The following is a 12,754-nucleotide window of genomic DNA, read 5'->3' on the forward strand; positions in this document are numbered from 1 at the left end:
CATTATGAACGCTATATTTTATAAAGAATGGATCAAGACCCGCTGGTATCTGTTGCTGGCCGGAGTCGTTACACTGGGTTTTGCCGGATACAGCATGTTGCGTATAAATCGGGTTGTAGAACTAAAAGGAGTAGAACATGTATGGGAAGTAATGTTGCAACGTGACGCGGTATTTGTAGATTTACTGCAATATATACCATTGCTTGTCGGGTTACTACTGGCCGTGGTACAGTTTGTGCCCGAAATGCATCGTAAATGTCTCAAATTGACACTTCATTTACCCTATTCACAACTGCGTATGGTAGCTTCTATGTTGTTTTATGGGTTATTATCACTGATCGTGTGTTTTGCACTCAATTTTCTGTTGATGGCTGTCTATCTGGAAAGTATTCTTGCTTCCGAACTTGTGCGCCATATCTTACTTACAGCTGTTCCGTGGTATCTGGCAGGTGTTTCCGCCTATCTGCTTGTTTCCTGGGTCTGCCTTGAACCGGCTTGGAAGCGTCGCATTCTGAATCTGATTATTACCGTATTGGTTTTGCGTGTGTTCTTTTTGTCTGCTACCCCCGAAGCGTATAACAGCTTCTTGCCCTGGCTTACCCTCTATACATTGTTAATAGCAGGTTTTTCATGGCTCTCTGTCATTCGCTTTAAGGAAGGGAAGCAAGACTAATACTATCCGTACAGGAAGATTCAGCTTCTCAAGATTAAAATCATATTTACTTTCATAAACTAATTGATAATGAAACGTTTCAGCCAAATATTACTTTATGTGACCATTGTTTTGCTACTGGTGTGGCAATTGCCCTGGTGCTATAACTTCTTTACTTCCAAACCGGAGAAGACTCCTTTTACCCTGTATAGCTTTGTCATCGACGATTTTGCCATGATGGGACAGGAAGGCGACAAGGGCATGGTTCGGCGTGATCTTTCGGGTAATACCTATACGCAGGCACAGTTTGACAGTATTTTGCCCATGTTTTATGTTCGTCAGCTAATGGCGGATGAACGATTTCCGGATACTATAAATGGAGTACCTGTAACTCCGCGGTTGGTACAAATGGAGAACTTTAATTTCCGTACTGTTCCTTCGGATATCAATGCTCCTCGTATCGGATTATACCCGTTACTGGAATCTATGTCCGGTCGTGTGGATCTGAAAATGCCCGGTGATGTATTTCGTATTACTGATACCGGAATTGAGTTCGTCACTATTGCCTCCAATACTATTGACCATGAAAAGAGTAGTCGTTTCACGGAGGCGATGAAGAAGAAAGGCTTTGTTTTTCCGGCTCTTGAAATTTCGGGTAATCCCACTACACGTAAAGACTATGACGAAGGATACATGCTACTGGATGCCAACCGGCATTTATTTCACTTGAAACAAGTGAAAGACCGTCCTTATGTTCGGGCTGTGGATTTACCTGCCGGATTAGAGTTGAAGCATCTTTTTATCACTGAGTTTAAAAACCGTAAGACACTGGCTTTTATGACGGATGTAAACAATACTCTTTATGTACTTAATAACAAGACATATGATGTAGTGAAAGTCGGCATTCCTGCTTTTAATCCTGAAGCAGATGCAATGACTGTTATGGGTAATATGTTTGACTGGACCATACGAATAACGAGACCTCATACAGAACTTTATTATGCGGTTGATGCCAATGATTACTCATTGATAAAAGTAATGGAGTTACCAGCTTCCGAACTGTCAGTGGCAGAGAAGGTAGGAAAATATATCTTTCCGCTTCGTTTATCCTTTACTTCCGGTACTGATAAATACGTGCGTGCCCGTTTTTAATTTCTCTTTATATACCCATACAGCCAGCCCGAAGTATACCACAGTCTGTACCCACAGCGTGATATATTCCGGGCGTATATCTGCCATGTTTCCTCCCATAGAGTTTAGTTTTATAAAAGCAAGTGTGCCCGGTGCTGCCGGTATAATATAATGTGCCATTTTCCAATACCACGGCATTAACTCCATGGGATAGGATACTCCGGAGAGGAAAATCAATCCCACGGAGAAGAAAGCAATCATCAGCAGAGGGGCTTCTGAATCGGTAAACCAGCGTGAAGCTACCAGTCCGAAGAAACTTGTTGCCAGCAGATAGGGGATGAGCATGATTATAATATCCTTGCCACTGCCTATATTGGGAATACTAAAGAAATGAGGTAACAATCCCAGTAGAAAGAAAGCGAACAGAGCATACAGCATGCAATAGACAAATGTTTTTCCTGCAACGATACGTGCTGCAGTTTTCCATCCCGTTCCAAATGGGAGGTAGGCACGTATACCGCCTGTTTGATATTCATCTCCCGTCACCATACCAATAACCATTAGTAATGTCTGAAAGATAATGACCATCATTACCGCCGGAATAAGATAAGAACCGTATCCTTCGGTATAGTTGTACAATGCTGTACCTGAGATATTGACAGGCTTTGCCATAGCTACAGCTATCAGGCCTTGCGGAGGTAGAAATACGGTACCATCCGGGCGATAGGCATCATTAATGGCAAGCATCACCCGTGATGATGCTTCCTGTAGAGCTTCGTAATAAAGAAAGGCATCTGTAGTGGCATAGAGTGAGAATACGGCTTCTTCTCCTCGAAATACCCGATCTTCGAAGTTGTGTGGCAAATACAGAATACCTTGTATTTTTCCTTCCTTCATCCATTCCTGTGCCTCATGATAATCCATTGCCTGTGCATAGATTTCTATTTGTGGTGTGGCATTCAGCCAGCGTATGTATTGCCGGCTCAAACTACTGTGTGAATTATCTACCACAGCAATAGGAGCTTTGGTAACAATGTTCGGGGCATACATATAGTTGTAGAGTAATCCGTATACAAAGATACCTCCCATCAGCACTAATAGCACGGCATAACTGGTGCTAATAGCACGAAATTCGCGCGTGATAATAGATGACAGTTGTGAGAGTTTATTGGATGTTTTCATACTTATGACTGATTATAGCCCGTTTCAGGTGGGGGAGCATCATTAACGCTAATAACGGGAAGATGCAAAGAAAAACGGCCGAAGGCCATAGATGGACGAATCCACCACCGGAATAGAGCATAGTTTGTACAATTTCTGTAAAATGACGTATTGGAAAGAGGTATGAAGCATCTCTTACCAAAGGATACATATTGGCCACCGGGAAAGTAACCCCGGACAATGTTGCTCCCAGTGAACCTACCATAGATACAATGCTGATGATGAGTGCCACTGCCGGAAACAGGGAGAAGATGAACAGTGCCAGTGCTTGAGTTGCTATCACAAAAAGTACGGTCATTGTATTCATCAGCAGCCAACTACCATGAAAGGGAATATGCAGTATACCAAACATAACATAATTGCCGAGTATACCAATAAGACTGAAAATGATGGTGTAGGGCAAGAGTTTACCCATGATGGCGCTCACCATGTTTCCTTTTGCTACGGCAAGCCAGTTGTCTCCGGTGCGAAACTTGATTTCACTACCTACACTGTACACTGTGACGAGCAATATGAGTACCTGAAACAATACAAAAAAGAAGGGTTGGCTCAGGTAAACCGAGTAGTCCAGAGACGGATTGTATATAGGATGATCATTTGCCTGCACAGGCAGGAGGAATGTTTCTATTTGTTGTTCGTTTACTCCTAATGCTACGGCCTGCATTGCTATAGGAGATAATGCTACCGGTGCAAGCGATGTTTCGAATGCAGCCATTAGCTCGCCACCTACTGAGAGCAATGCATAATGATAATAATAGGAGAGAGTGGCCTCATTACCTGTTGTAGCATCCTGCTCAAAATTGTGAGGGATGGAGAGATAACCATATATCTCTTTACGCTGTACCGCTTCACGGGCGGCAGCTTCATTGGTAAAGTGGCAGGTCACCTTGAAAGTGGGTACTGCAGATATATTTCTTGCTATTGTCCGTGAAGTTGCCGTGTTGTCCTGATCGACTATGCCGATAGGTATATTCTCCATTTGTCCGTTGCCGAAGATAGTAGCCATAAAGAAGAGGGTGAACAATGGCAAGATGATACAGACGCCAAAATAAAGGCGTCGCGAGGTCATCCGTATCCATTCACGACGTAGGACGGAGATTAGTTGATAGTTGGAAGTTGTATGTTGAGAGTTATTGGTCATAAGTAGTACTTCAAATTTAGTTCATACTATGTGACAGCGTTTTATTGAAACGCAAATGATCGCAGATTTTCGCAGATTAAATGGCTGCGTTATACTTGAGCGATGATATGCTTTACGTGAATCTGCGAGTTTCTGCGTTTCATAATAACATCATATAATTTAGAACGATTACTTAATTAATAATATACCGATGCAATTACACTGTCCATTGTCAATTGTCCACTGTCAATTGAACAAGCACCGACATTCCCGGCCTTAATCCATCTACGGATTGTGTGGGCCTTGCATGTATCTCAAAAGTTTGTAAATCGTAACTACCCGTTTGTTTCGTCGATTTCCATGTAGCGAAGCTACCCAACGGACTGATATAATATATCTCAAACTCTACATCTTTCTTAGCTATTGCCGGAACATCTGCTACAAATTTACCTCCCATACGGAAGTTGGGCATTAAATCTTCACGTACATTTAGTACCACATGTACATCACTCATCACTACCAGATTCATGATAGGTGTTCCCGGTGCTACGAGTTCTCCACGTTTTGGGAAGATAGTGGCTATCTGTCCGTCTTCAGGAGCTGTAAGGCGTGCATCTACGAGTAGAGAAGTTACTTCATCCACTGTGCTGCGTGCTGCATCTACCAGACTTCTTGCCGAAGCTTTATCTTCACTCTGTGCACCATCTACCGCCATTTGATATTGTTCATAGGCAGCACGTTCTGCAGCAACTGCTGCCTTGTACATCGCTTCTACTTCATCTTTACGTTGTGAGGTTATCACGCTGTCTTTATATAAAGTAAGTATCCGGTCATAGGTAGTCTTTGCCAGTGACAGGTCGCTCTTCGTTTTATTCCAAAGTTGCTGTGCAGTGGCTACAATCTGCCGGCGTGTACCTGCATCAATCTTTTTGTTTTGCTGTACAGCTACTTGCTCCAACGCACCTAATTGGCGATATTTGGCTTCTATGGTCGGACTGTTGATTACTACAAGTGTATCACCTTGTTTTACCCAGTCTCCCTCACGTACTAAGAAAGTGTCAATACGTCCGGGCAGTTTTCCACTGATACGTATTTCTGTAGCTTCTGCCTGACCTTGCAGTACGAGTGGCTGTTTTCTCATTAATATCATACCAATAGCTGTAAATAAGAGAACAACTATCAGAACAACAATAAAGGCAATGCTCAGACTTTTTCTGTTAGAAGTATTCTCTTGTATTTCCTTTGAAGAGGGCGTTACCTCTTTTTTTATGTTATCTTCTGTATTCATAATTATAGGATTGATTATCGTTTCTGTTAATTGAGATTCTTTCGTTTTTTATTCCTCTTTAAGCAAGTTACCAGGCGAAGTGGAGGCATATTGTTTGAATTGTTCCGGTGTACCACATAGGGCCAGTAGATTCATTAGTGCCACATCATATTCATAATAGGCAGCCAGTCGGGCTACTTTTACTTTAGCCAGCATTGTTTCTGCATCAATCACCTCGGTTGAAGTGGCCATTCCTTCCGTAAAGGCTTTTTTCCGCATTCGTACCAACTCTTCACTCAACTCAATGGTGGTGTTCAAAGCACGCACGTTATCCTGTGCCTTCTGCATCTGACTGTATAGCTTATCTACTCCTACGGCGAGATCGTCTTTCGCTTTTGCCTGTCCCAGTGCTAATGTCTGTCTGGTGAGTTTAGATTGGCGTATCCGTTTCTCACGTTCCAATCCGTCAAAGAGGTTCCATGTAAAGCCTACCCCGATCATTGTACGAGGTAACAGGTTGCTCTGGATACCGTGTGAGTATAATGTCTGTTTGCCAAAGAGGGCAATGTTGGGCATATATCCGCTTTGATCAATCTTTACTTGTTGCTTGGCCATGTGTTCCTGCAAGTTTAACTGATTGACAAGATAGTTACTGGTATTTACCGAAAGAATAAACTCCATCTTGGGTGGAAGCGAATCATTTATAAACAGAGGTGAAGAAGGAGTGATCTCTCCGTTTTCTCCCTCTATATTGAGCAATGTTTTCAGTGCATTCTGTACAACAGCTTCTTCTTTACGCGCTGCTTCCAGTTCGCGTTTCGCTTCGTCCATATTGACTTGTGCAAAGAGACGCGCTGCTTTGTCTATCATTCCGGTAGCTTCCAGTTTGAGGGCATTTTCATAATGCTTTTCCAATCCACGATAGGTTTCTTCGCGCACTGCCACTACTTGTTGTGCCAGTCTTAATCCATAATAACTTTCGGCTAATAGTGTACGTTGTGTGGCATCCACTTGCGCCCGGCTTTCGCGGGCAAGATCTACCATGGTATTTCCTATCTTACTGGCATGGAATCGTTTACCGCCAGAGAAGAGTATCCATTCGGCAGTAACATCTACTGTTGTGAGGTTGCGTGGTGCCAAAGGGAATATCAGCGTATTAGCTCCTATCTGATCGAGTATGCCACTTATAATTTTGTCATCCGGAATAATACTATGTACAAAGTCTTTTGCCGGATCGGTAAATTGCGACAGAGGCTGTTTTACCTCTATTTTCTCTGACATATGTACAAATGCTCCGGTTGATTGCACACTTGGATACCAGAATGCATTCAACTTTCCTTTTTCACTTTTGGCTATTTCCACTCCTTTATCTGCTATTTTTAAACTCTGGTTACCATTGTGCAGTAACTCAAGAGCTTCCTCAAAACTAAGGTGTTGCTTTCCAGAGCTATCTTCTTGTGCTATAACGGTAGGTATAAATAATCCTACCGATAGCATAATGAGAATCATTCGATGGTTTAGGTTCATATTCGTTATTCGTTTATTTCGTGAGAAGTTAACAGATGAAAAAGAAGATTGTTCGCAGACTGTTTTTTAAAACAGAAAAATAAAACCACGAATTATGCAGTTGAGTAAAACTTTAAACTGCGTAATTAAAAGGTTATGTGTAAGAAAGAACGTGTTTCGTTTTTATTGATAAACTCTGTGTTACTCTGTGGTGGGTTTTACTCATTTCCGATCAGATATGAATAAAACTAACTCTTAATTGGTTTCAACTACTGATTCGCATTATTTCTTATTTTTTTCTGCTTACACATTGCTTTTTTACAAAACAATGTTTACCTTTGCCAACGTTTTCAAAGAATAGAAAAGTAATGCGGCAGTAGCTCAGTTGGTAGAGCATTAGCTTCCCAAGCTAAGGGTCACGAGTTCGAGTCTCGCTTGCCGCTCCAAATGAAAAGAGCCATAAATCAACCTGATTTATGGCTCTTACTATATCTGTAATAATCATGAATAAAGAACTGAAAGAACATCTTATGTTATTGGCGGAACGATATGAGACTCCGGCTTTTATCACAGAAGATCCGATACAAATACCTCATCGTTATACTTCTCAGGTAGATATTGAAATTTCAGGTCTCGTAACTTCCTGGATAGCTACTGGAAACCGTAAAGCCATTATCAAAAGTGCAGACCGGGTGGATTGTGAACTATTCAGTTGTGCTCCTCATTCTTATATCATGAGTGAAGAGTGGAAAATGTATGCAGGGCAAAAGAGAAGTTTTTACCGATATTATTCTTATGATGATTTTTATCTGTTGTGTAGTACCTTACATGCGGTGTATTCTCAAACCCAGACATTGGAAGATTATCTTTATGAGTCCTTTGAAGGATTCTCACCATTACAAAGATTACAATCAGTTTTGGGGCATATCAACGGTATGCCCACAATACGTAGTACTTCCGAAGCCAAGAAAATGTGTATGTTTCTGCGCTGGATGATTCGTCGGGATTCCTGTGTTGATTTTGGTATCTGGCAGAAGTTTCATCCCCGTGAATTGATTATTCCACTTGATACTCACGTTCATCGTATTTCTACCGATTTGGGCTTGACAAAAAGCCGTAAATGTATCAAAACAGCAAGTGATATTACGAAAGCATTGGCACGTATCTGGCCCGATGATCCGGTAAAAGGAGATTTTGCTTTGTTCGGTTTTGGAGTGAATGAGCCTGTAAAGTGACAGAAGCCTCGTTATAGCGGCTTTCATTGACAAAAATAATGCAGAAGAATAGGCAGAGTTCAGTCTAATTTCGTATTTTTGCATCCTGTTTTTAATGAATTAAGAAAACTTTAAATAAAAAATATAATGGCAAAAGAACTGAAAGACCTTACCAAACGTAGCGAGAATTACTCGCAATGGTACAATGATTTGGTGGTAAAAGCCGATCTGGCAGAGCAGTCGGCTGTGCGTGGATGTATGGTGATAAAGCCTTACGGATACGCTATTTGGGAGAAAATGCAACGTCAGTTGGATGATATGTTTAAAGAAACAGGTCATGTGAATGCTTATTTTCCGTTGTTAATCCCAAAATCTTTCCTTAGCCGCGAAGCCGAACATGTAGAAGGCTTTGCTAAAGAGTGTGCGGTAGTGACTCATTATCGTCTTAAAAATGCAGAAGATGGTTCAGGGGTCGTGGTAGATCCGGCTGCAAAACTTGAAGAGGAGCTGATTATTCGTCCTACTTCAGAAACAATTATTTGGAATACATATAAAAACTGGATACAATCTTATCGTGACCTGCCTATTTTGTGTAATCAATGGGCAAATGTATTCCGTTGGGAAATGCGTACACGTCTTTTCCTGCGTACAGCCGAGTTCTTGTGGCAGGAAGGTCATACAGCACATGCTACCCGTGAAGAAGCGGAAGAAGAAGCAGTCAGAATGTTGAATGTATACTCTGATTTTGCAGAGAAGTATATGGCTGTTCCGGTAGTAAAAGGAGTGAAGTCGGCCAACGAGCGTTTTGCCGGTGCACTCGATACGTATACTATCGAAGCAATGATGCAAGATGGAAAAGCTTTGCAGAGTGGTACTTCTCACTTCTTGGGACAGAACTTCGCCAAAGCATTTGACGTGCAGTTTGTGAATAAAGAGAATAAGATGGAATATGTGTGGGCTACTTCATGGGGCGTTTCTACTCGTCTGATGGGAGCACTTATCATGACTCACTCTGATGATAACGGGTTGGTATTGCCTCCGCATTTGGCTCCTATACAGGTCGTTATAGTACCTATCTATAAAAACGACGAACAGTTGAAGCAGATTGATGCTAAAGTGGCGGGTATTGTTGCCAATTTGAAGTCACTGGGTATTTCTGTGAAGTATGATAATGCCGATAATAAGCGTCCTGGCTTTAAGTTTGCAGATTATGAACTGAAGGGTGTGCCTGTGCGTCTTGTTATGGGGGGCCGTGATTTGGAGAACAATACAATGGAAATAATGCGTCGTGATACTTTGGAAAAAGAAACAATTTCTTGTGAAGGTATCGAAGCATATGTTAAGAATCTCCTTGAAGAAATTCAGGCAAATATTTATCAGAAAGCGTTGAAACATCGTGAGTCTATGACAAGAACCGTAGATACTTATGATGAATTTAAAACAGAAATAGAAAAGGGTGGTTTTATTCTTGCTCATTGGGATGGAACTACTGAAACCGAAGAGAAAATTAAAGAAGAGACGAAAGCGACTATTCGCTGTATTCCATTCGATGGCGATAAAACTCCGGGAAAGTGTATGGTTACAGGTAAGCCTTCTGCATGCCGTGTAATTTTTGCACGCTCTTATTAAGAAGATACTTTATTTTGACGCGAGTGCCGGTTGCAGATCATTGCCAACCGGCATTTCTTTTTTAGTGATAAGCAGGAGTATTTCAGATTTAACTCATACTATGAATCGGTATTTCAATACTATCACTCAATTGGGATACAGTACCTGTATTATGAACTTAAAAATAAAAAAAACCTCGTGATTTCAGCTTTATTTCAGAAACTTCCTCTTTCTTTGTACATATATCTAATAAAAAAGTAATCTTATGAAGATATTGATAGTTGAAGATGAACCTTCATTGCGTGAACTCATCCAACGTTCATTGGAAAAAGAGCGTTATGTGGTAGAGGTGGCTGCCGATTTTAATTCGGCTTTGTGCAAAATAGAAGATTATGATTATGATTGCGTTTTACTGGATATCATGCTTCCGGATGGTAACGGACTTAATCTGCTTGAAAGGCTGAAAGCAATGCACAAACGTGAGAATGTAATTATTATCTCTGCGAAAGATTCTTTGGAAGATAAAGTATTGGGATTGGAATTGGGAGCGGACGATTATTTACCTAAACCCTTTCATCTGGCAGAATTGAATGCTCGTATTAAAAGCGTTATTCGCCGTCAACATCATGATGGAGAGGTGGATATTCGTTTGGGTAATATTCGTATTCTTCCGGACAGGTACCAAGTGCTTATTGATGAAAAAGAAGTTGAGCTGAACCGGAAGGAATATGATATTCTATTGTATTTTATCAATCGTCCCGGCAGACTGGTCAATAAGAATACACTTGCCGAATCTGTTTGGGGAGATCATATCGACCAGGTAGATAATTTTGACTTTATCTATGCACAAATAAAGAATCTTCGTAAGAAACTGAAAGATGCCGGAGCCACTGCTGAAATAAAAGCGGTCTATGGATTTGGCTATAAAATGACTGTTGAATAATTATGAAACTGATTTATCGCATCGTTATCCGCATATCCTTACTCCTAACACTTGTTCTGGGTGTTTGGGCCGTGTTTTTTTATATGGCTATGATGGATGAGGTGAACGATGAGGTGGACGATTCTCTGGAAGATTATTCGGAAATAATCATTATTCGTGCGCTTGCCGGAGAGGAATTGCCTTCACAGAATACCGGTTCAAACAATCAATATTATCTTAAAGAAGTTACTGAAGAATATGCGGACAGCCGTGAGGGTATTACCTATAAAGATTCGATGGTTTATATTGTGGAAAAGGATGAAACCGAACCGGCACGTATTCTGACTACAATATTTAAAGATAATGAAAATCGTTTTTATGAATTAACAGTATCTATTCCCAGTATAGAGAAAGAGGATTTGACCGCTGCGATACGTGATTGGATGATATTTCTTTATATCGCTTTGTTGCTTGTAATAATAGTAGTGAATGTGTGGGTATTTCAACAAAATATGAAACCTTTATATGTTTTGTTGCATTGGTTGGATGATTACCGGATAGGAAATAAGAATAAACCTCTGAAGAATGATACGCAGATAACTGAATTTCGGAAACTAAATGAAGCAGCCCTTCGGAATGCAGAGCGTAGTGAACAACTGTTTGAACAACAGAAACAATTTATAGGCAATGCTTCTCATGAAATACAGACTCCGCTTGCCATTTGCCGGAACCGTCTGGAGATGATGATGGAAGATGAATCTCTTTCTGAAACCCAGCTGGAAGAACTGATGAAGACTCACCAGACTTTGGAGCATATTACAAAACTGAATAAATCGCTGTTATTGCTCTCTAAAATAGATAACGGGCAATTTACAGAAACCGTAGCACTGGAACTTAATGAACTTTTAAAGCAGTACATGGATGACTATAAAGAAGTATATGCTTATCGGGATATTCAGACAGAAATAGTTGAAGATGGTATTTTTTGCGTACAAATGAATGAGTCTCTTGCTACTATCCTGATAACTAATCTTTTGAAAAATGCATTCGTTCACAACATAGATGGTGGACATATCCGGATAGAAATAACGCCACACAGCTTTACGTTTCGTAATAGTGGGGTAGGGCAGCCTTTGGACGAAGAGCGTATTTTTGAGCGCTTTTATCAGGGGGCCAAAAAAGAAGGTTCTACAGGACTTGGACTGGCAATCGTTGATTCTATTTGTCGGTTGCAGAATATCGGACTGAGGTATTATTTTGAGAATGGCGAGCATTGTTTTGAAATTTCAGAAAAGTAAAATTAGGTAAATATGATAATGTCAGCAAGCTGGAATCCGTGGCATGGTTGTACTAAAATCAGTGCCGGTTGTAAATATTGTTATGTTTATCGGCAGGATGAAATGTATGGTGCAGATACCAGTAGTCGTGAGGTTCGCAAAACGGCGAATTTTAGTCTGCCAGTGAAGTTAAAACGCGATAAAAGTTATAAGATAGAGTCGGGAAAATTGGTTTATACCTGTTTTACTTCTGACTTCTTTGTGGATGGTGCAGACGAATGGCGGGCAGAAGCATGGGCTATGATACGTGAAAGGGAAGATTTGGACTTTTTTATTTTTACTAAACGTATTGATCGGTTTGAGGTTGGGCTACCCGCTGATTGGGGAAACGGATACAAGAATGTGATTATCGGGTGTACAGTTGAAAATCAGGAGATGGCAGATTATCGCTTACCTATTTTTAAAGAGTTGCCGATACGGCATAAAGTAATTATAGCGGCTCCGCTATTGGAAAATTTGGTTCTTTCACCTTACCTGGACGATACAATTGAGGAAGTAGCAGCAAGTGGTGAATCGGGGAATGATGCCAGAATTTGTGATTATGAATGGATACTCGATATTCGTAAACAGTGTATAGAAAAAGACATTCCTTTCTGTTTCCATCAGACCGGAGCCAAACTGCTTAAAGACGGAAAGTTGTATCGCATTAAACGATATTATCAGATTGCACAGGCATGGAAAGCAGGTATAAATTACAGAATAGGCAGGGATGGTAAACCGGAAAAAAGAGGAATTTTATAAAAAAGACCTCTTTTTAAAAATGATGGATGTTTTCG

Annotated in this window: 11 protein-coding genes and 1 tRNA gene; 8 read left to right on the top strand and 4 right to left on the bottom strand. The window is 40.8% G+C overall.

Annotated elements, in window-relative coordinates; genetic code table 11:
* Nucleotides 1–4: 4 nt before the first annotated feature.
* A complete protein-coding gene (locus tag K8P02_RS07150; protein ID WP_007485705.1) occupies nucleotides 5–673 on the top strand; it encodes a hypothetical protein in 669 nt (222 codons plus the stop codon).
* Nucleotides 674–742: 69 nt separating this feature from the next.
* Nucleotides 743–1,804: a DUF4857 domain-containing protein gene (locus K8P02_RS07155; protein WP_007485704.1), complete on the top strand. Its 1,062-nt coding sequence runs from the start codon at nucleotides 743–745 to the stop codon at nucleotides 1,802–1,804.
* On the opposite strand, the gene K8P02_RS07160 is transcribed toward K8P02_RS07155, so the two are convergent.
* The 4 genes from K8P02_RS07160 to K8P02_RS07175 form a co-directional block, all read right to left on the bottom strand.
* On the bottom strand, nucleotides 1,757–2,965 hold the full coding sequence (locus K8P02_RS07160) for an ABC transporter permease (protein ID WP_025867835.1): 1,209 nt from the start codon (nucleotides 2,963–2,965) through the stop codon (nucleotides 1,757–1,759). The two genes, K8P02_RS07155 and K8P02_RS07160, sit on opposite strands and share 48 nt — an antisense overlap.
* Nucleotides 2,949–4,145, bottom strand: a complete 1,197-nt coding sequence (locus K8P02_RS07165) for an ABC transporter permease (protein ID WP_007485702.1) — start codon at nucleotides 4,143–4,145, stop codon at nucleotides 2,949–2,951. Before K8P02_RS07165 ends, K8P02_RS07160 begins: the two co-directional genes overlap by 17 nt.
* A 211-nt stretch (nucleotides 4,146–4,356) precedes the next feature.
* Nucleotides 4,357–5,412 carry an HlyD family secretion protein gene (locus tag K8P02_RS07170; protein ID WP_025867836.1) on the bottom strand — a complete coding sequence of 352 codons (1,056 nt, stop codon included), beginning with the start codon at nucleotides 5,410–5,412 and terminating at the stop codon, nucleotides 4,357–4,359.
* 48 nt (nucleotides 5,413–5,460) lie between these two features.
* Nucleotides 5,461–6,918 (bottom strand): TolC family protein, encoded by a 1,458-nt coding sequence (locus tag K8P02_RS07175; RefSeq protein WP_025867837.1) that lies wholly within the window; start codon nucleotides 6,916–6,918, stop codon nucleotides 5,461–5,463.
* 349 nt (nucleotides 6,919–7,267) lie between these two features.
* On the opposite strand from K8P02_RS07175, the gene K8P02_RS07180 reads away from it, so the two are divergent.
* From K8P02_RS07180 to K8P02_RS07205, 6 genes are all read left to right on the top strand, one after another.
* Nucleotides 7,268–7,343 (top strand) — tRNA-Gly (locus K8P02_RS07180).
* A gap of 57 nt (nucleotides 7,344–7,400) precedes the next feature.
* Nucleotides 7,401–8,132 (top strand): TIGR02757 family protein, encoded by a 732-nt coding sequence (locus tag K8P02_RS07185; RefSeq protein WP_025867838.1) that lies wholly within the window; start codon nucleotides 7,401–7,403, stop codon nucleotides 8,130–8,132.
* Between the two features lie 126 nt (nucleotides 8,133–8,258).
* Nucleotides 8,259–9,740: a proline--tRNA ligase gene (gene proS, locus K8P02_RS07190; RefSeq protein ID WP_002560139.1), complete on the top strand. Its 1,482-nt coding sequence runs from the start codon at nucleotides 8,259–8,261 to the stop codon at nucleotides 9,738–9,740.
* 244 nt (nucleotides 9,741–9,984) lie between these two features.
* Nucleotides 9,985–10,662, top strand: coding sequence for a response regulator transcription factor (locus tag K8P02_RS07195; protein WP_223382184.1), 678 nt, complete (start codon nucleotides 9,985–9,987; stop codon nucleotides 10,660–10,662).
* A 2-nt stretch (nucleotides 10,663–10,664) separates the two neighbouring features.
* The gene (locus K8P02_RS07200) at nucleotides 10,665–11,939 is read left to right on the top strand and encodes a sensor histidine kinase (RefSeq protein ID WP_007485696.1); all 1,275 of its coding nucleotides are present in this window, start codon (nucleotides 10,665–10,667) and stop codon (nucleotides 11,937–11,939) included.
* Between the two features lie 12 nt (nucleotides 11,940–11,951).
* Nucleotides 11,952–12,719, top strand: a complete 768-nt coding sequence (locus K8P02_RS07205; protein ID WP_195571297.1) for a DUF5131 family protein — start codon at nucleotides 11,952–11,954, stop codon at nucleotides 12,717–12,719.
* The last annotated feature ends 35 nt before the right edge of the window (nucleotides 12,720–12,754 follow it).

Source organism: Bacteroides nordii, from assembly GCF_019930665.1.
In the GTDB taxonomy this organism is placed as follows: Bacteria; Bacteroidota; Bacteroidia; order Bacteroidales; family Bacteroidaceae; genus Bacteroides; species Bacteroides nordii.

Coding starts and splice junctions, on each gene's coding strand:
- K8P02_RS07200 (WP_007485696.1), top strand. CDS start 10,665: ATGAAACTGATTTATCGCATCGTTATCCGCATATCCTTACTCCTAACA.
- K8P02_RS07170 (WP_025867836.1), bottom strand. CDS start 5,412: ATGAATACAGAAGATAACATAAAAAAAGAGGTAACGCCCTCTTCAAAG.
- K8P02_RS07175 (WP_025867837.1), bottom strand. CDS start 6,918: ATGAACCTAAACCATCGAATGATTCTCATTATGCTATCGGTAGGATTA.
- K8P02_RS07185 (WP_025867838.1), top strand. CDS start 7,401: ATGAATAAAGAACTGAAAGAACATCTTATGTTATTGGCGGAACGATAT.
- proS (WP_002560139.1), top strand. CDS start 8,259: ATGGCAAAAGAACTGAAAGACCTTACCAAACGTAGCGAGAATTACTCG.
- K8P02_RS07165 (WP_007485702.1), bottom strand. CDS start 4,145: ATGACCAATAACTCTCAACATACAACTTCCAACTATCAACTAATCTCC.
- K8P02_RS07160 (WP_025867835.1), bottom strand. CDS start 2,965: ATGAAAACATCCAATAAACTCTCACAACTGTCATCTATTATCACGCGC.
- K8P02_RS07205 (WP_195571297.1), top strand. CDS start 11,952: ATGATAATGTCAGCAAGCTGGAATCCGTGGCATGGTTGTACTAAAATC.
- K8P02_RS07150 (WP_007485705.1), top strand. CDS start 5: ATGAACGCTATATTTTATAAAGAATGGATCAAGACCCGCTGGTATCTG.
- K8P02_RS07195 (WP_223382184.1), top strand. CDS start 9,985: ATGAAGATATTGATAGTTGAAGATGAACCTTCATTGCGTGAACTCATC.
- K8P02_RS07155 (WP_007485704.1), top strand. CDS start 743: ATGAAACGTTTCAGCCAAATATTACTTTATGTGACCATTGTTTTGCTA.